We start from the raw sequence: 17,812 nt of genomic DNA on the forward strand, positions 1-17,812 counted from the left end.
CACCCAGGGGCACGTGGAGGCCCCGAAAAACGGTCGTCAGTGTAAGGGAGGTCAGTAACGCCCCGACAAGCCCGCCATGCGCAGGTACCAGTGGGCCAACCAGGCCACCAGTGCACGGCCCAACACGGCCGCCGGGCCGGGGGCATAGCTGCCGGGCAAGACCTGGCGCGAGGCGGCACGCGCTTGCGCCAGCTCAGTGCACACCTCCCGCGCAAACGCAGCGTCTTGCACCACCACATTGGCCTCCAGGTTCAGCAGCAGAGACAAGGGGTCGATGTTGGAGCTGCCCACCGTGGCCCAGTTGTCGTCCACCACTGCCACCTTGGCATGCAAGAAGGCAGGCATGTATTCGTAGATCTCCACCCCCTCGGCCAGCAGCTCGTTGTAGAGCACGCGGGCGGCCATGCCGGCGATGCGGTAGTCCACCTTGCCCTGCAAAATCAGCCGCACCTGCGCGCCGCGCCGCGCCGCTGCAATCAGCGCACGCCGAAAGTTCTGCCCGGGGTAGAAGTAGGGCGTGACCAAGTCCACCCGGCTGCGCGCGCCTTGAATCGCTTCGATGTAAGCCCGCTCAATGCTGCGGCGTTGGCGCAGGTTGTCGCGCACCACCAGGGCGGCCCGCATGGGCTGCTCAGCCTCTGCGGCCAGGGGCGCTGGGCGTTGGCGGCTGCTGCGCCGCCATTCCCGCCACAGCTCGCGCGCGGCCTTCACGGGCTCTGCCCCCCGCCACACCGCCTGCACCTCTTGCCGCCATTGTTGGCCCATGGCCGCACGTGTCCAGACACTGCGGGTGGCCTGGCTGATGTCGGCCACCAAGGGCCCGCGCACCGCCACGGCAAAGTCCAAGCGCGGCTCCTCGGTGGGGCCGTGGTTCATGTCCAGGCGGTCACCAATGACATTGATGCCGCCCACAAAGCCCAGCACGTCATCCACCACACACAGCTTTTGGTGCAGCCGGCGCAACTGCCCAGGCTGCAGCCAGTTCCACCACCGCGTCAACGGGCGAAACACCGTCAAGCTCACGCCGGCCGGCAACAACCACGTCTGCACCTGCTCCAGCGAGCGGTTGGAGCCAAAGCCATCCACCACCACCTTCACGGCCACGCCGCGCTGGGCTGCTGCGGCCAAGGCCTGCGCCAGCGCTTCCGCCTGAGGGTCATCGTGAAAGATATAGGTGGCCAGCCACACGCTGTCGCGCGCCTGGGCGATGGCCTCGATCATGGCGGGGAACAAGGCGTCTCCACCGCGCAGCAAACGCACTTGGTTGCCGCCCAGCCAGCGCAGGGGCTCACCGCTGCGCCAGGCCTTGAGCTTGGCCGCGGTGCCAGCAAACGCCAAGGGCGGCGGCGCAGCCATTCAGCTCAGCTCCAGCTCAACAATCAAGGGCAGGTGGTCCGACATGCGCGCCCAGGCGCTGCCTCGGGGCACCTGCGTGCTGAGGCAGCGAAAGCCGCGCATATAGACCCGATCCAGCGCGAATACTGGCACCAAGGACGGAAACGTCACCCGCTGATTGGGCCGCCCGGCCGGTGCCACCGCGCGGGTCAGACCCAGCGCCTCCATGGGACCGCCAAGCCGCTCACTCCAGTCGTTAAAGTCTCCCGCCACCAGCAGGGGTGCTCCGGGCGGTACCTCGCGCTGCAAGAATTCTTGCAAGCGCTGCACCTGGCGCACCCGGCTGGCATGGATCAGGCCAAAGTGAGCCACCACCACATGCACCTCGGTGCCTTGCCAGCGCACAGGCACATGCAGCAAGCCGCGCTGTTCAAAACGGTGGTCAGAGACATCGTGGTGCCCCACCTCGCCCAAAGGCCAGCGCGAGAGCAAGGCATTACCATGCTCGCCGTGCCGCGTCACCGCATTGGTGCGGTAGGCCGAGGCATAGCCCTCCGGCGCCAAGAAATCAGCCTGACCTTCTTCGGGCCAGCCAAACCAGGTGCGGTCGAAGTGCTTGGCTTCGCGGGCATGGAAGAGCCGCACTTCTTGCAGGCAAATGATGTCGGCGTCCAAGGCCTCGACGCCCAAGCCCAGGTTATGGATCTCTAAGCGCTTGCGCGGGCCAATGCCGCGCACGCCTTTGTGGATGTTGTAGGTGGCGACCCGCAAGACTTGGCTGGTGAACAGCGTGCTGGGGGCGTGGGTGGTCGAGCGAAACACACGCGGCATGATTCATCAGCCCTCGGTGGCCGCCGCCGCCCAGCGCTGCAGGTGCAGCACGGCTTCTGCATTGGAGGGCGAGAAGCAGCGGTCCGCGGCCTCGCGCCAAGGCAGCCACTGGTAGGCGGTGTGCTCGCGCGGCGCCAAGCGCACGGGCGTGCCACTCGGCACGCACAGGCCAAACACGCGTTCGGTGTTGTGCGTCACCCCCGGCGCATAGCGGTGGCGCCAACGCGGGTAGATCTCATAGACATTGGCCAGCGCCCAGTCCTGCAAGGCCGACAGCGGCACCTCGGGGCTGCCCACCACGATGCCGGTTTCTTCCTGCACCTCGCGCACGCAGGTGTCCCGCCAATCTTCGTCCAAGCGGTCTTTGGAGCCGGTGACGCTTTGCCAAAAGCCCGGCGCATCAGCCCGCTCGATGAGCAACACCTCCAAGTCAGGCGTGTGGATCACCACCAGCACGGACTCGGGGATCTTGGGTGGGCGCGGAGGCTCAGGCGGCGTTGCAGCAGGGGTCAGCATGTCGCCATGCTATCTCGGCCAGCCCGTCCCTCAACGCAATCGGGCAATGGCCACAAAGGCGGTGGTCATCAATGCGCCGTGCAGCACGGCCGCCGCCACTGTGCATTGCAAGGCCCATCGCAGCCGCTGAGGTTGACGGCGGTGGCGCCATAACTGCGCAGCCGCCCATAGAGACAGTGGCGCAGAGCCCAGCGCCCACCAAGCCGTACTGGGCAGCCAATCCACCCACCACCAAGCAGCCACCCACAGATGGGCGCTGAAGACGCCCCCCGTGTAGACCACAGCGCCCACCTCAGGCCCCCAACGCACCACCAGGGTGTGCTTGCCGACTTGGGCATCAGCTTCAGCGTCCGGGAACTCGGCCACCCACAGCACCGCCGCCACCAAGAGCCCGATGCTGACGCCCGAGATCGCCGCCAGGGCGCTGAACTGATGCCGCTGCACCAAGTCGGCCCCCCAGACCACAGCCCACCACGCCAGGGCCACGGAGAGCTCGCCCCATCCCCGGTTCATCAGGCCTACTTTGGGGCTGGAGTAGGCCCACCCCAAGGCCAAACCAGCCAAGCCCAGGAACAGGAGTGCGGGCCCCACCCGCGCCGCTAACAAGATGCCGCCCACCACCACCACACCGGCCAGCACCTTGACGGCATCTTGCACTTCAGAGAGGCTGAAAACGCCGTCTTGAATGGCCCGCGAGCCACCGGTGAACGGGCCGATACGGCCATGGTTGACGGCGTCGGAGCCGCCCAGGGCATCGCCCACATCGTTGTGCAGATTGATGGCCGCATGGGCCAGCAGCGCCAGCAGCACGGTGACCACGGCGGCGGCCGGGTCCCAGCCGCAGCCGCAGGCTTGTGACTGGGCGATGCCGGTGGTAGCGGCAAACAATGTCACCAGTAAAAAGCCGGGGCGGCTGGCGCGCCACCAAGCAAAAGCGCGTGAAGTTGAGTGAGCAGACATTCGCTGAGCATGGCCGATCTGGGCGCACTGCGCAGTGACCTGCATCACACAAGAAAAAGGGGCTCCGAAGAGCCCCTTTGACGGTCAGCCTAGTACCGCAGATCAGGCGGCGGGCTGAGCGTTGCGCAGGCGGATGTGCAGCTCGCGCAGTTGCTTCTCGTCGACCATGGACGGGGCGCCCGTCAGCAAGCACTGGGCGCGCTGGGTCTTGGGGAAGGCGATCACGTCGCGGATGGACTCGGCCTTGGTCATCAAGGTGATCAAGCGGTCCAGGCCAAAGGCCAGGCCACCGTGCGGGGGCGCGCCGTACTGCAGTGCATCCAACAGGAAGCCGAACTTGACCTTGGCGTCCTCCGGCGTGATCTTGAGCGCGCTGAAGACCTTGCTCTGTACGTCGGCACGATGGATACGGATGGAGCCGCCACCCAGCTCCCAGCCGTTCAGCACCATGTCATAGGCCTTGGCGATGCAGGCACCGGGGTCGGTGTCCATCAGGTTCTCGTGGCCGTCCTTGGGCGCGGTGAAGGGGTGGTGCACGGCCGCCCAGCGGTCGTTCTCTTCGTCGTGCTCGAACATGGGGAAGTCCACCACCCACAGCGGGGCCCACACGTCGTCGAACAAGCCCTTGGACTTGCCGAACTCGGAGTGGCCGACCTTGATGCGCAGCGCGCCAATGGCGTCGTTGACGATCTTGGCCTTGTCGGCGCCGAAGAACAGCAGGTCGCCGTCTTGCGCCCCCGTGCGCTTGAGGATCTCGGCAATCGCGGCATCGTGCAGGTTCTTGACCACCGGCGACTGCAGGCCTTCACGGCCCTTGGCCATGTCGTTGACCTTGATCCAGGCCAGGCCCTTGGCGCCGTAGATCTTGACGAACTCGGTGTAGCCGTCGATCTCGCCACGGCTCATCTCCGCACCACCGGGGATGCGCAGGGCGACCACGCGGCCACCGGGGGTGGTGGCCGGGCCGGAGAAGACCTTGAAGTCCACGTCCTTCATCACCTCGGTCAGCTCGGTGAACTCCAGCTTGACGCGCAGGTCCGGCTTGTCCGAGCCGTACTTGAACATGGCGTCGGCGTAGCTCATCACCGGGTAGGCCGGCAGGTCGACGTTGATCGCGTTCTTGAAGACGGTGCGGATCATGCCCTCGAACATCGCACGGATCTCTTCTTCGGTGAGGAAGGAGGTCTCGATATCGATCTGGGTGAATTCGGGCTGGCGGTCCGCACGCAGGTCTTCGTCGCGGAAGCACTTGGTGATTTGGTAGTAACGGTCAAAGCCCGACACCATCAGCAGCTGCTTGAACAACTGGGGCGACTGCGGCAGCGCGAAGAACTGGCCGTCGTGCACGCGGCTGGGCACCAGGTAGTCGCGCGCGCCTTCGGGCGTGCTCTTGGTGAGCATCGGGGTTTCGATGTCCACAAAGCCTTGGGCGTCCAAGAACTTGCGCACTTCCATCGCCACTCGGTAGCGCAGCATCAGGTTCTTCTGCATTTGCGGGCGGCGCAGGTCCAGCACGCGGTGCGTCAGGCGCACCGTTTCACTGAGGTTGTCGTCGTCCAACTGGAAGGGGGGCGTCACCGAGGGGTTCAGCACTTCCAGCTCGTGGCACAGCACTTCGATCTTGCCCGACACCAGGTTGGCGTTTTCAGTGCCGGCCGGCCGCGCGCGGACCTTGCCGATGACCTTCAGGCAGAACTCATTGCGCACGCCTTCGGCGGTCTTGAACATGTCGGCGCGGTCGGGGTCGCAGACGATCTGAACCAGGCCTTCGCGGTCCCGCAGGTCGATGAAGATCACACCGCCGTGGTCACGGCGGCGATGGGCCCAGCCCATCAAGGTCACGGTTTGGTCCATCAGCGCTTCGCTGACCAGGCCGCAGTAGGTTGTTCTCATGGGGGCACTCCTGTGCATTGAATTCGGTGAAGTGCGCGGCTCAAGGGCCGGGCACGAAGTGAGTCGTCGTCAGGCGGGTGGTGCGCGTGGTGTGCACTCAGGGCTGAGGGCCTGCCGGGCAGCCTTCAGCCCCGTCGATTGGGGTCGGCCTCCTCCGGCTGCGCCACCGCGCTCGCCGGGGGCGCCACCACGCCCATAGAGATGATGTACTTGAGCGCTTCATCGACGCTCATGGCCAGCGGCTTGATGCTGCTCTTGGGCATCATCAAAAAAAATCCAGAGGTGGGGTTGGGCGTGGTCGGCACATACAGGCTGACATGCTCACCCACCAAATGCGCGGCCACCTCGCCGCTCGGGCGGCCCGTGACAAAGGCAATGGTCCAGGAGCCTTCACGCGGGTACTGCACCAAGACCGCCTCGCGAAAGGCATTGCCGCTGCTGGAAAACAGCGTGTCAGAAACCTGCTTGACCGAGCTGTAAATGGACTTGACGATAGGGATGCGGTTGAGCAGCCGGTCCCACTGCTGCACCCACCATTGACCAAAGATATTGGTCACGAACACGCCGGTGAGCAGCATCAACGCCAGCGTCACCAAGACCCCCAGGCCGGGAATGTCTTTGAGCTTGACCAGGCCCGGCACCAGCGTGTCGAACAGACCGAGCACCCCGTTGAACATGCCGTCCATGAGGCCGACCACCCACAGCATCACCCAGATGGTGATGGCCAAGGGCATCCAAGTCAGCAGGCCAGCAATGAGGTACTTTTTCACAGAGGGTCAAACTCGCGGCAAGAGGGCAAGGGCATCAGGGACAGGCCAGGGAACACAGAGCGCGGCCCTGAGCCCCGCACTCAATGGCAGGCGCAGGAGCCACCGCAGGGCGTGCCACCCGAGGGCGCCGCCGCAGCAGAGGACTCCGACGCGGAGCTGGCAGCAGCGGCACCAGCGGCCGCGGTGCTCGCAGCGGCCGTGGCCGGCGCGGACGTGCCGCCACCGCCCTTGAAGTCGGTGGCATACCAGCCCGAGCCTTTGAGCTGGAAGCCCGCAGCGGTCAACTGCTTTTGGAATTGCTCAGCACCGCAATGGGGACACACGGTCAGCGGTGCATCGGACATCTTCTGCAGCACATCCTGCTGATGGCCACAGGCTCCGCACTTGTAGGCGTAAATTGGCATGGCAGTCTTGATAGTTCAAAAGGCCGAGAAAACCCTCGATTATAGAGGGTGGCCCTTTTTCAGTCAGGCGCTCAGTGTTTGGCCGCCGCCGCCTTGGCCATGTGCAGGGCCGTTTCAATGGAGTGGCCCTTGTGCTTCACCAGCTCCGGCGTCAGGCTGCCCAGCACCATACCCAGTGCCGACGCGGCCAAGCCCAACAAGTTAGAAGGGATCATGGTGGAGGCCCCCATCCAGTCCAGGCTGAGCCAGGTGCCAATGCCCAAAATCACCGACAGCAAGGCGCCCTGGGTGTTGGCGCGCTTCCAGAAGGCCCCCGCCACCAGCGGCACAAAAGCGCCGGTCAAGGTGACGTTGTAGGCGCTTTGCACCATCTCATACATGGTGCTCTGGCTGTTCAAGGCAAACAGCAGCGCAAAGGAGGTGAAGGTCACCAAGATGATGCGCAAGGTCAGCAGGAACTGGCGGTCACCCATGTTCGGCACAAAAGGCCGCAGGATGTTCTCGGTGAAAGTGGCCGTCGGTGCCAGCAATGCGCCACTGGCCGTGGACAAGATGGCCGACAGCAAAGCCCCAAAGAACATCACCTGTGCCCAAATCGGCATCTTGCCCAGCACCAGGTCGGGCAGGATGCGTTGAATCTCGCGGGCGTCTTCAGAGCCGAACAGTGCCTTCAACTCGGGGTGAGCGACCAAGGCAGCATAGGCGATATAGATGGGCACAAAGGCCATGAAGAAGTAGAAGACACCGCCCAGGATGGTGCCGCGCACAGCAGTCTTCTCGTCTTTGGCGCTGGTCATGCGCTGGAACACGTCCTGCTGCGGAATCGACCCAAAAGCAAATGCGAAGAACGCCCCCGCCATGGCCCACCACCCCGCCGCATCCATGTCCGAGGGGAACATCACGAACTTGCCATCTGCCACGGCCTGCGAGATGACTTTGTCCATCCCGCCGGCCTGGCCGCCCACCAAACCGGCCACCAAGAGCAAGCCCAAGACGATGATCACCGTCTGGAACAAGTCGGTGAAGGCCACTGACCACATGCCGCCGAACACGGTGTACACCAACACGACCACCGCGCCCAGCATGATGGCGTGATTGAGTTCAATGGCACCACTCGACAACACGTGAATGACCAAACCCAAGGCCGTCAATTGGGCCGAGGTCCAGCCCAGATAAGACAGCACGATGGCGATGCTGGTCAACACCTCCACGCTCTTGCCGTAGCGGACCTTGTAGAAGTCGCCGATGGTCAACAGATTCAGGCGGTAGAACAGGCGGGCGAACAGCAATGCCGCCAGCACCAGGCACACGGTGGCACCAAATGGATCGCCGGGAATACCGTGCAAACCATCTCTGGCAAAAGTGGCCGACACCGACAGTACGGTCTCCGCCCCAAACCAGGTGGCAAACACCGTGGCCACATTCATGTAGAGAGGCAGGCTGCGACCAGCCACCAAAAAGTCTGTACTGCCGTGCACCCGCCGAGCGGCCAACAGACCAATGCCAATGGTGACGGCGAGATAAACAGCGACAAAGGTGATCAACACAACACGACTCCTCGTCCAACGATGCTCATTGATGGTGTGAAAACAAACCCGCAGTGTAGCCAGAGGCCTGCACGGCCAAGGCTCCTGCCTGGCGCAGCAGGCTCCGTCAGTGCATCAGCGCCAACCACCAGCGCGCAGCCAAGGCACCGGCGACAAAGCCCAGCACGCCGATGATGACTCCGCGTATCAGGCGATTGGTGCGGCGCTGCTCTTGCAGCAGGTCTTGTAGCAACACGGTGTGGTCAGGCGCCCGCGCCTGGAGATTGGCATGCAGCAGCCGAGGCAATTCGGGCAGCAATTGGGCATAGCGTGGGGCTTCGGCCTGCAGTTGGCGCAGCAGTGCGCGCCAGCCCACTTGCTCGTTCATCCAGCGCTCTAGAAATGGCTTGGCCGTGGCCCAGAGATCAAGCTCGGGGTCCAACTCGCGGCCCAGGCCTTCGACGTTCAACAAGGTCTTTTGCAGCAACACCAGTTGCGGCTGGATCTCGACATTGAAGCGGCGCGAGGTTTGGAACAAGCGCATCAGCACCTGGCCCAGCGAAATCTCTTTGAGCGGCCTATCGAAATGCGGCTCACAAACGGCGCGCACGGCTTGCTCGAGCGCGTCCACCCGGGTGTCAGGCGGCACCCAGCCGCTTTCCACATGCAGCTCTGCCACGCGCTTGTAATCGCGGCGGAAGAAGGCGATGAAGTTCTGCGCCAGGTACTGCTTGTCGTTCTCGGTCAGCGTGCCGATGATGCCGAAATCCAGCGCGATGTAGCGGCCGAAGGTCTCGGGCGCCACGCTGACCTGGATGTTGCCCGGGTGCATGTCGGCATGGAAAAACCCATCGCGGAACACCTGGGTGAAAAAGATGGTGACGCCATCGCGCGCCAGCTTGGGGATGTCCACCCCGGCATCACGCAGGCGCTGCACCTGGCTGATGGGCACGCCGTGCATGCGCTGCATCACCATCACCGTCTCGGTGCACAGGTTCCAGTGCATCTCGGGCACCATGATCAGCGGCAGGTCCGCCATATTGCGGCGCAACTGGGCTGCGTTAGAGGCCTCGCGCACCAGGTCCAGCTCGTCATGCAGATAGCCATCAAACTCGGCCACCACCTCGCGCGGGCGCAGCCGCCGGCCATCGGCACTCAGGCGCTCGACCCAGCGCGCCAGGATGTGCAGCAGCGACAGGTCGTCGTCAATCACCGACAACATGCCCGGCCGCAGCACCTTAACGGCCACCTCGCGGCCATCGTGCAAGGTGGCAAAGTGAACCTGGGCGATGGAGGCACTGGCCACCGGCTCGGGCTCGATGTGGGCAAACACCTCGTCCAGTGGGCGGCCCAAGCCCTGGCGGATCAGCGCCAGCGCCTGCTCAGAGGCAATCGGCGGCACCTTGTCTTGCAGGCGCGCCAGCTCGTCGGCAATGTCCAGCGGCACCAGGTCGCGCCTCGTAGAGAGCACCTGCCCGAACTTGATGAAGATCGGCCCCAAGGCCTCCAAGGCCAGGCGCAGGCGCTCACCGCGCGGGGCCTCAAAGCGGCGGCCCCGGGTGACACACCAGCGCACGGCTTTGAGCCAAGGCTGGGGCGCATTGGCCAGGACGAGGTCGTCCACGCCGTAGCGCATCAGGGTGATGATGATGCGGCCCAGCCGCGCCCAGGATCTCATCGGGGGCTCAGGGCTTGCGGCCCAGGCCAGCCACCACGCTGGCGACACCTTGGGCCAGCGACTGCGCCACCCCACCCAGTTGCGCCGCCACGCGGCTCGCGCCTTCGGCCACCACGGGGCCGGCCACGCGCTCTAAATCGGCCGCAATGTCCCAGCGCACATTGGCCAAGACCCAGTTGATGTCCGCCGCCAAGGCCACATCGCCTTCGATGCGGACATTGGGAATCTGCCCTGATGCCAGTTGCTTGGCCGCGGCCAGCGGGTCAGATGCATCCACCGTCAAGCGCAGGTCCACGGCCTCGGGCACCGCCTCCCCAGGCTCAGGCGCCTCAAACAAACCAGCCGGGGTCAGGCGCAGGCTCAAAGGGGGCGGCGGCGGCAAGGGCAGGCGCCAACCTTCCACCTCCACCCGCAGCCAGCGGCCGCTGTGCGCCTTGAGCCGCGCCATGGCCGGCGGTGCTGCCATCAACACATGATTGGCCAGCAAAACAAAGCGTGCGGTGGCCGCGGGCGCCAGGGTGTCGATGAGCAGATTGGGCATGGTGGTGAGGAGGTGGAGCGGGCGTCAAGCCCACCCGAAAAATCTAGAACTTGGGCTTATCAACCTTGGCGCATTGCAGATCACGGTACTGAAACTTGGACCGATCATCTTTGGAGCTGATGGCGCCTGTGCCCGACAGCGTTCCAGCCACCCGATCCAGCAACCAAGACTCCGAGTTACCCGTACTGCTGCTGCCATAGGTGGCTCGAATGGTGCGATCCGACCACACGGCTTTGAACCCATCGTTGTCCGTGCAGAAGTTGCTCTCAAACTGAAAGCCGCCAGGCGTGGTGCCAGAAATCACAATGCACTGCCTGCTCGCCGAGATCGACCTCAGTTGAACCGACACGGTGGAAGACGCATTCTTGAGTGCGGATGATCGGTCGTAATCGGTGCAGACCAAGTCAATGGGATCTGTCCGGCCCTGAGCTTGAGCCAGGCCGCCCACCAACGCCCACATCACCATCAGTCCTCGCATCTTCATCTCCAAGCCCCTTTCGTACACACCGCATTGGCAGCAGACCACCGCCCCGCGACCGCGCGGTCAGTTGGACGGCAAGCCGACATCGTTGGGCTAGGCATTTTAGGAGCCGCGTAGGCCGGGCTGAGTGGATGTCGGCCCACCGCCTCAGCCCTCAAAGCCTTGCGGATTGGCCTGTTGCCAGCGCCAACTGTCGGCGCACATTTGGTCGAGGCTGCGGCTGGCCTGCCAGCCCAAGCGCTCGCGAGCCAGGGTGGCGTCGGCCCAGAAGGCGGGCAGGTCGCCGGGGCGGCGGGGGGCGATGTCGTAGGGGATGGGGCGGCCGGAAGCCCGCTCGAAGGCCTTGACCAGATCCAGCACGCTGATGCCTTGGCCGGTGCCCAGGTTGACGGTGAGCGACTGCTGCTCGCGCAGCAGGTAGGACACGGCGGCCACATGGCCTTCGGCCAGGTCCATCACGTGCAGATAGTCGCGCACGCCGGTGCCGTCATGGGTGTCGTAATCGCCGCCGAACACGCCCAGGCGCTCGCGGCGGCCCACCGCGACTTGGGTGACGTAGGGCATGAGGTTGTTGGGCACGCCGCGCGGGTCTTCGCCGATGCGGCCGCTCTCATGCGCGCCCACGGGGTTGAAGTAGCGCAGGTAGGCCACCTTCAGCGCGGGGTCGGCGGCTTCAGCGTCACGCAGAATTTGCTCGCCCATCAGCTTGGTGCGGCCATAGACGTTCATCGCGGCCAGCGGGTGGGCCTCGGTGTAGGGCAGGAACTGCGGCTCGCCATACACGGTGGCGCTGGAGCTGAACACAAAGTGCTTGACCCCAGCCCGGGCCATGGCCTGGTGCACGGTGACCAAGCCGCCAATATTGTTGGCGTAGTACTTGAGCGGCTGGGCGGTGGATTCACCCACCGCCTTGAAGGCGGCAAAGTGCACCACCGCGTCGATGGCGTGGGCCGCAAACAGCGCGTCCAGGGCCGCGCCGTCGTTGACATCGCCTTGCACAAAGACAGGGGTCTCCCCCATCAACTCGGCCAGCCGGCCCAGCACTTGGGGCGAGCTGTTGGAGAAATCGTCCAGGCCCACGACCTCAAAACCTGCGGCCTTGAGCGCCACCCAGGTGTGGGAGCCGATATAGCCAGTCGCCCCGGTCAACAACACACGCTTCACAGCTCTTTCCTCCATCTTGTCTTCGTTTGTCTTTGCGCTGTGGCGCTCTGGGCCGCAGCGCCTGTCAGGCGGCGCTCAAGCCCAGCTCAGCACTTGATACCCACGTGCAGCGCGACCACTCCGCCGGTCAGGTTGTGTACGTCCACATGGCCAAAGCCGGCTGTCTTCATCATGGCTTTGAGCGTGGCCTGGTCGGGGTGCATGCGGATGGACTCGGCCAAGTAACGGTAGCTTTCAGCATCGCCGGCCACCATCTGGCCCAAGCGCGGCAGCACCTTGAAGGAGTACCAGTCATAAGGCTTTTGCAGCGCAGGCGCCACCTTGGAGAACTCCAACACCAGCAGCCGGCCGCCTGGTTTGAGCACGCGGCACATCTCGGCCAGGGCCACGTCTTTGTGGGTCATGTTGCGCAGGCCGAAGGCCACGCTCACCAAGTCAAACGTGGCTTCTGGGTAAGGCAGCTTTTCGGCGTCGCACAGATTGGTGGGCAAGGCCAGGCCTTTGTCCAGCAGCCGGTCGCGGCCGGTGCGCAGCATGGCCTCGTTGATGTCGGTGTGCACCACCATGCCCGTGGGGCCGACCTTTTTGGCAAAAGCCATGGACAGATCCCCAGTACCGCCCGCAATGTCCAGCGCCTTTTGCCCAGGCTGCAGGTTGGCCACGGCCACGGTGTAGACCTTCCAGGCGCGGTGCATACCCATGGACATCAGGTCGTTCATCACGTCGTACTTGGACGCGACGGAGTCGAACACCCCTTTGACCTTGCTGGCCTTGACGGCCTCGTCCACGGTCTCAAAACCGAAATGCGTTTGCGACATGCGGCGCTCCTTGGTTCTCAGTGCGACGCGCAGCCGGACGCAGCCTTGGGCGCCATGGGCGCGTCGCGGTCCACGCCGGCAGCCTGCAAGCGCTCTTCGTACTGGGCCCACAGCGCCTCTTGCTGGCTGCCCAGCTTGTAAAGCGTCTCCCAGGTGAAGATGCCCGACTCATGGCCGTCGTCAAAGGTGGGCTGGATGCCGTAATTGCCGACCGGCGCTACACCGCTGATGCCGACATGGCGCTTACCCGTCTGCAGCACTTCCTGGCCGGGGCCGTGGCCTTGCACCTCGGCCGACGGGCTGTAGACGCGCATCAGCTCAAAGGGGATCTTGAACGAACGGCCATCGGAGAAAGCGATCTCCAGCACGCGGGTGGCTTGGTGCACGGTCAGCGCGGTGGGATGGGGGGCGTTGCTCATGAGGCTTGTCCTGTGGTGAAGGCGGTCAGCGCAGTGTGCACCGCCTGTTGAACCTGTGTGTCAAGGGTAGGCCAATCGCAGGCTAGGCGCTCGGCCGCCGAAGGCTCAGGCGTGCGCTGGCGCGGGCCCCAGATGGGCTGAGGAAACTGGGCGTCCCAGTCAAAGCGGGCGATCACATGCCAGTGCAGATGCGGCACCACATTGCCCAAGGCCGCGAGGTTGATCTTGGTGGGCTGCAAGGCTGCGCGCAACACCCGCTCGACGGCCACCACGGCCGCCATGCAGCGTGCGCGCTCGGCATCCGTCAGGTCACTCAGCTCGGCCACATGGTCGTTCCAGATCACGCGGTAGAAGGCGGGGAACTCGGGGGCGTCCAGCACGCGGATGACGCGCAGGTCCGCCTCGCAGTGCACCAGCACCGAGGCGGTAGATTGAATGCCCTCGCAGAGTTCGCAGCCAGGATGCTTTGCCATCAGACGAGGACTCTTTCAATACCGCCGTTATTGGCGCGTTGCACATACTCAGGCATCCACTGCTCACCCAAGATCTGCTTGGCCATCTCGACGACGATGTAGTCGGCTTCCAGCAGGCCGTTCTGCAGGTCATCGCCATAGCGCGACAGGCCTTGCAGGCAGCTCGGGCAAGAGGTGAGGATCTTCACCGGGCCTTGCGCGGGCACGGCACCGGTGGCGCGCAGCTCGGCTTCGGCCTTGCGCATCTCCTCTTCTTTGCGGAAGCGGACTTGGGTGGAGATGTCGGGGCGGCTGACGCCCAGTGTGCCGGACTCCCCGCAGCAGCGTGCGGACTGCACCACCGCCTCGCCCACCAAGGCCTTGACCGTCTTCATGGGGTCTTGCTGCTTCATGGGGCTGTGGCAGGGGTCGTGATAGAGATAGCCGCCCGCGCCCGGCTGACTGGCCTGCGGCAAGGTGATGCCCTTCTCCAGCAGGAACTCGTGGATGTCGACGATGCGGCAGCCGGGGAAGATCTCCTCAAACTTGTAGCCCTGCAGTTGGTCAAAGCAGGTGCCGCATGAGACCACCACGGTCTTGATGTCCAGGTAGTTCAGGGTGTTGGCCACGCGGTGAAAGAGCACCCGGTTGTCGGTGATCATCTTCTCGGCTACATCAAATTGGCCCGAGCCGCGTTGTGGGTAGCCGCAGCAGAGGTAGCCCGGCGGCAGCACCGTCTGCACTCCGGCATGCCAGAGCATGGCCTGCGTGGCCAAACCCACCTGGCTGAACAAGCGCTCGGAGCCGCAGCCGGGGAAGTAGAACACCGCCTCCGAATCCACCGTGGTGGCTGCGGGGTTGCGGATGATGGGCACGTAGTCTTTGTCTTCAATGTCCAACAAGGCGCGGGCAGTCTTCTTGGGCAGGCCGCCGGGCATCTTTTTGTTGATGAAGTGAATGACCTGCTCTTTGATGGGCGCGGTGCCCACCGTGGCCGGCGGCGCACTGGTTTGCTTGCGCGCGGCCAGCTTGAGCACATCGTGCGCCAAACGCTGGGCCTTCATGCCCACGCCCACCATGGCCGCGCGGGCCATCTTGATGGTCTGCGGGTTGGTGGCGTTGAGCATCAGCATGGCCGCCGCATTGCCAGGGCGGAAGCTCTTTTGCCCCATCTTGCGCAGCAGGTTGCGCATGTTCATGGAGACATCGCCAAAGTCGATCTTCACCGGGCAGGGGTTGAAGCACTTGTGGCAGACCGTGCAGTGGTCGGCCACGTCTTCAAACTCTTCCCAGTGCTTGATGGACACGCCGCGGCGGGTTTGCTCCTCGTACAAAAAGGCTTCAACCAAGAGCGAAGTGGCCAGGATCTTGTTGCGCGGGCTGTAGAGCAGGTTGGCACGCGGCACATGGGTGGCGCAGACCGGCTTGCACTTGCCGCAGCGCAGGCAGTCTTTGACGGAGTTGGCAATGTCGCCAATGTCACTCTGCTGCATGATCAGCGACTCATGCCCCATCAGCCCAAAGCTGGGCGTGTAGGCATGGCTCAAGTCGGCCGCATGCACATCCGGCCCCAGGCCGGTGAGCGCTGCACCGCGCAGCAGCTTGCCCTTGTTGAAGCGGCCTTCCGGGTCGACCTTGGCCTTGTAGGCGGTGAAGTTGGCCAACTCCTCGTCGCTCAAAAACTCCAGCTTGGTGATGCCAATGCCATGCTCGCCCGAGATCACACCGTTCAAGCTGCGGGCCAACACCATGATGCGGCCCACCGCCTCATGGGCGGTTTGCAGCATCTCGTAGTTGTCGGAGTTGACGGGGATGTTGGTGTGCACATTGCCGTCACCGGCATGCATGTGCAGCGCCACCCACACGCGGCCGCGCAACACCTCTTTGTGCAGGGCCTTGCAGGCCTCCAGCACGGGCGCAAACACCGCGCCGGCAAACACGGTTTGCAGGGGCTTCAAGATCTGGCGCTTCCAAGAGGCGCGCAGGCTTTGGTCTTGGATTTGGTCAAAGAAGCTGCGGCCGGCTTGGCCGTCCACCCCGGGCTGCACCACGTCCAGCCCGTCCATCCACTGCTGCCACTGCTGGCGGGCTTCAGCAATGAGCGCCAGAGCGCGTTGGCAGCGCTCGTCCAGCACCTCGGCGCTGGGCACATCGCTGGGGTCATCAGTATTGCCCAGGGGCAAATGGCCGCTGCCAAAGAAGGCGCTGAGCTTGTCGGCCAGCGCGATCTTGTTGCGCAAGCTCAGCTCGATATTGATCCGCTCAATGCCCAGGGTGTATTCGCCCATGCGCTCCAGCGGGATCACCACGTCCTCATTCACCTTGAAGGCGTTGGTGTGCTTGGAGATGGCCGCCGTGCGCTTGCGGTCGAGCCAGAATTTTTTGCGGGCTTCGGCCGAGACGGCCACAAAGCCCTCGCCCGAGCGGCCATTGGCCAGGCGGATCACTTCGCTGGTGGCACGGGCCACGGCGTCTTCGTCGTCGCCCACGATGTCGCCGATCAGCACCATCTTGGGCAGCCCACCGCGCTTGCTCTTGGTGGCATAGCCCACGGCCTTGAGGTAGCGGTCGTCCAGATGCTCCAGGCCGGCGAGGATGGCCCCTGCTGGCCTTTTCATCTCCTCGAACATGAAGTTCTTGATCTCGACAATGGACGGCACGCATTCCTTGGGGTTGCCAAAGAACTCTAAACAGACCGTGCGGGTTTGCTTGGGCATGCGGTGCACCACCCAACGCGCGCTGGTGATCAGGCCGTCACAGCCTTCTTTCTGAATGCCGGGCAGGCCGGCCAAAAACTTGTCGGTGACGTCCTTGCCCAGGCCTTCTTTGCGGAAGACGCGGCCCGGGATGTCCAGGCGCTCGGTGCGCTGCGGCACTTTGCCGCTGGCGTCATAGTGGCGCAGCTCAAAGCTGGCCACCGCTACATCGTGGATCTTGCCCAGGTTGTGGTCCAGGCGCACCACTTCCAGCCAAGTGGCTTGCGGGGTGACCATCTTCCACGAGGCCAGGTTGTCCAGCGCCGTGCCCCAAAGCACCGCCTTCTTGCCCCCGGCATTCATCGCGATATTGCCGCCCACGCAGGAGGCTTCGGCACTGGTCGGGTCCACCGCAAACACAAAACCGGCGCGCTCGGCGGCGTCCGACACCCGCTGGGTCACCACGCCGGCACCCGTCCAAATGGTGGGCACGGGCTGGGCCACACCGGGCAGCTCGATCAGCTCGACCTCGGTCATCTGCTCGAGCTTTTCGGTGTTGATGACCGCGCTCTTCCAGGTCAGCGGCACCGCGCCGCCGGTGTAGCCGGTGCCACCGCCGCGCGGGATGATGGTCAGGCCGAGCTCCACACAGGCCGCCACCAGATGGGCCATTTCGGCCTCGGTGTCGGGGGTCAGCACCACAAAGGGGTATTCGACGCGCCAGTCGGTGGCGTCGGTCACGTGTGACACGCGCGACAGCCCATCGAACTTGATGTTGTCTTTGGCGGTGTGCCGGCCCAAGAGCTTGCGGCAGCGGCCGCGCAGCAGCAGTACATCGACAAAGCGGTCGGCAAAGCGCTGCACCGCGCCCTGGGCGAGCGCCAGCAACTCGCCCACATAGGCGTCACGCACGGCATCGGCCTCGGGCTTGCGGCGCTTTTGCACCTCGCCCAGACGGTGTTGCAGGGCCTCGATCAGCAGGTCGCGCCGCTTGGGGTTGTCCAGCAGGTCGTCTTCCAGATACGGGTTGCGCTGCACCACCCAGATATCGCCCAAGACCTCGTAGAGCATGCGGGCCGAGCGGCCCGTGCGGCGCTCTTCGCGCAGCAGGTTCAGCAAGTCCCAGGCCCGAGAGCCCAACAGCCGCAGCACGATCTCGCGATCGGACAGCGAGGTGTAGTTGTAGGGGATCTCGCGCAGGCGTGGCGCCTCGGCGTCATGGGCGCCAGCGGCGGCTTGGAGGGCGGTGAGGGACTGCGGTGCGTTCATGGCGGGCAGGCGGCCTGGCCTCCGCCACCCAGCGGGCTTGGGAGGGAGCCAACCTGTCA

General features: G+C 64.5%; 16 protein-coding genes. All 16 read right to left on the minus strand.

The window, feature by feature from the left end; genetic code table 11:
• Positions 1-51: 51 nt before the first annotated feature.
• Positions 52-1,356, minus strand: coding sequence for a cardiolipin synthase ClsB (gene clsB, locus KAK11_RS12845; RefSeq protein ID WP_210809527.1), 1,305 nt, complete (start codon positions 1,354-1,356; stop codon positions 52-54).
• Positions 1,357-2,166 (minus strand): endonuclease/exonuclease/phosphatase family protein, encoded by an 810-nt coding sequence (locus KAK11_RS12850; RefSeq protein ID WP_210809528.1) that lies wholly within the window; start codon positions 2,164-2,166, stop codon positions 1,357-1,359.
• Positions 2,167-2,172: 6 nt separating this feature from the next.
• Positions 2,173-2,682, minus strand: coding sequence for a dihydroneopterin triphosphate diphosphatase (gene nudB / locus KAK11_RS12855; RefSeq protein ID WP_210809529.1), 510 nt, complete (start codon positions 2,680-2,682; stop codon positions 2,173-2,175).
• A 30-nt stretch (positions 2,683-2,712) separates the two neighbouring features.
• Positions 2,713-3,642 (minus strand): prenyltransferase, encoded by a 930-nt coding sequence (locus KAK11_RS12860; protein ID WP_210809530.1) that lies wholly within the window; start codon positions 3,640-3,642, stop codon positions 2,713-2,715.
• Positions 3,643-3,744: 102 nt separating this feature from the next.
• Positions 3,745-5,535 carry an aspartate--tRNA ligase gene (aspS, locus tag KAK11_RS12865; protein ID WP_210809531.1) on the minus strand — a complete coding sequence of 597 codons (1,791 nt, stop codon included), beginning with the start codon at positions 5,533-5,535 and terminating at the stop codon, positions 3,745-3,747.
• A 125-nt stretch (positions 5,536-5,660) separates the two neighbouring features.
• Positions 5,661-6,305: a DUF502 domain-containing protein gene (locus KAK11_RS12870; protein ID WP_210809532.1), complete on the minus strand. Its 645-nt coding sequence runs from the start codon at positions 6,303-6,305 to the stop codon at positions 5,661-5,663.
• A gap of 80 nt (positions 6,306-6,385) precedes the next feature.
• A complete protein-coding gene (locus KAK11_RS12875) occupies positions 6,386-6,709 on the minus strand; it encodes an FmdB family zinc ribbon protein (protein WP_210809533.1) in 324 nt (107 codons plus the stop codon).
• Between the two features lie 71 nt (positions 6,710-6,780).
• Positions 6,781-8,256, minus strand: coding sequence for a high affinity choline transporter 1 (locus KAK11_RS12880; RefSeq protein ID WP_210809534.1), 1,476 nt, complete (start codon positions 8,254-8,256; stop codon positions 6,781-6,783).
• A 106-nt stretch (positions 8,257-8,362) separates the two neighbouring features.
• On the minus strand, positions 8,363-9,913 hold the full coding sequence (gene ubiB / locus KAK11_RS12885; RefSeq protein WP_210809535.1) for a ubiquinone biosynthesis regulatory protein kinase UbiB: 1,551 nt from the start codon (positions 9,911-9,913) through the stop codon (positions 8,363-8,365).
• 7 nt (positions 9,914-9,920) lie between these two features.
• Positions 9,921-10,454 carry a hypothetical protein gene (locus KAK11_RS12890; RefSeq protein ID WP_210809536.1) on the minus strand — a complete coding sequence of 178 codons (534 nt, stop codon included), beginning with the start codon at positions 10,452-10,454 and terminating at the stop codon, positions 9,921-9,923.
• A gap of 43 nt (positions 10,455-10,497) precedes the next feature.
• Entirely contained in the window at positions 10,498-10,938 is a 441-nt protein-coding gene (locus KAK11_RS12895) for a hypothetical protein (RefSeq protein ID WP_210809537.1), read from the minus strand.
• Between the two features lie 144 nt (positions 10,939-11,082).
• Complete coding sequence (galE, locus tag KAK11_RS12900; protein WP_310737798.1) at positions 11,083-12,099, minus strand: UDP-glucose 4-epimerase GalE; 1,017 nt, start codon at positions 12,097-12,099, stop codon at positions 11,083-11,085.
• Between the two features lie 86 nt (positions 12,100-12,185).
• On the minus strand, positions 12,186-12,917 hold the full coding sequence (gene ubiE, locus KAK11_RS12905; protein WP_210809540.1) for a bifunctional demethylmenaquinone methyltransferase/2-methoxy-6-polyprenyl-1,4-benzoquinol methylase UbiE: 732 nt from the start codon (positions 12,915-12,917) through the stop codon (positions 12,186-12,188).
• A gap of 17 nt (positions 12,918-12,934) precedes the next feature.
• Positions 12,935-13,336 carry a gamma-butyrobetaine hydroxylase family protein gene (locus tag KAK11_RS12910; protein ID WP_210809541.1) on the minus strand — a complete coding sequence of 134 codons (402 nt, stop codon included), beginning with the start codon at positions 13,334-13,336 and terminating at the stop codon, positions 12,935-12,937.
• Complete coding sequence (locus KAK11_RS12915) at positions 13,333-13,809, minus strand: HIT family protein (protein WP_210809542.1); 477 nt, start codon at positions 13,807-13,809, stop codon at positions 13,333-13,335. The genes KAK11_RS12910 and KAK11_RS12915 overlap by 4 nt, the downstream gene beginning before the upstream one ends.
• Positions 13,809-17,753: a DUF3683 domain-containing protein gene (locus KAK11_RS12920; protein ID WP_210809543.1), complete on the minus strand. Its 3,945-nt coding sequence runs from the start codon at positions 17,751-17,753 to the stop codon at positions 13,809-13,811. The genes KAK11_RS12915 and KAK11_RS12920 overlap by 1 nt, the downstream gene beginning before the upstream one ends.
• Between the last annotated feature and the right edge of the window lie 59 nt (positions 17,754-17,812).

Origin of the sequence: Ideonella paludis (assembly GCF_018069865.1) — a bacterium.
GTDB classification, from domain to species: Bacteria; Pseudomonadota; Gammaproteobacteria; order Burkholderiales; family Burkholderiaceae_C; genus Ideonella; species Ideonella paludis.

Excerpts from the sequence above, each read along its gene's own strand:
- clsB (WP_210809527.1), bottom strand. The coding sequence starts at position 1,356 with ATGGCTGCGCCGCCGCCCTTGGCGTTTGCTGGCACCGCGGCCAAGCTC.
- KAK11_RS12850 (WP_210809528.1), bottom strand. The coding sequence starts at position 2,166 with ATGCCGCGTGTGTTTCGCTCGACCACCCACGCCCCCAGCACGCTGTTC.
- nudB (WP_210809529.1), bottom strand. The coding sequence starts at position 2,682 with ATGCTGACCCCTGCTGCAACGCCGCCTGAGCCTCCGCGCCCACCCAAG.
- KAK11_RS12860 (WP_210809530.1), bottom strand. The coding sequence starts at position 3,642 with ATGTCTGCTCACTCAACTTCACGCGCTTTTGCTTGGTGGCGCGCCAGC.
- aspS (WP_210809531.1), bottom strand. The coding sequence starts at position 5,535 with ATGAGAACAACCTACTGCGGCCTGGTCAGCGAAGCGCTGATGGACCAA.
- KAK11_RS12875 (WP_210809533.1), bottom strand. The coding sequence starts at position 6,709 with ATGCCAATTTACGCCTACAAGTGCGGAGCCTGTGGCCATCAGCAGGAT.
- ubiB (WP_210809535.1), bottom strand. The coding sequence starts at position 9,913 with ATGAGATCCTGGGCGCGGCTGGGCCGCATCATCATCACCCTGATGCGC.
- KAK11_RS12890 (WP_210809536.1), bottom strand. The coding sequence starts at position 10,454 with ATGCCCAATCTGCTCATCGACACCCTGGCGCCCGCGGCCACCGCACGC.
- KAK11_RS12895 (WP_210809537.1), bottom strand. The coding sequence starts at position 10,938 with ATGAAGATGCGAGGACTGATGGTGATGTGGGCGTTGGTGGGCGGCCTG.
- ubiE (WP_210809540.1), bottom strand. The coding sequence starts at position 12,917 with ATGTCGCAAACGCATTTCGGTTTTGAGACCGTGGACGAGGCCGTCAAG.
- KAK11_RS12910 (WP_210809541.1), bottom strand. The coding sequence starts at position 13,336 with ATGAGCAACGCCCCCCATCCCACCGCGCTGACCGTGCACCAAGCCACC.
- KAK11_RS12915 (WP_210809542.1), bottom strand. The coding sequence starts at position 13,809 with ATGGCAAAGCATCCTGGCTGCGAACTCTGCGAGGGCATTCAATCTACC.
- KAK11_RS12920 (WP_210809543.1), bottom strand. The coding sequence starts at position 17,753 with ATGAACGCACCGCAGTCCCTCACCGCCCTCCAAGCCGCCGCTGGCGCC.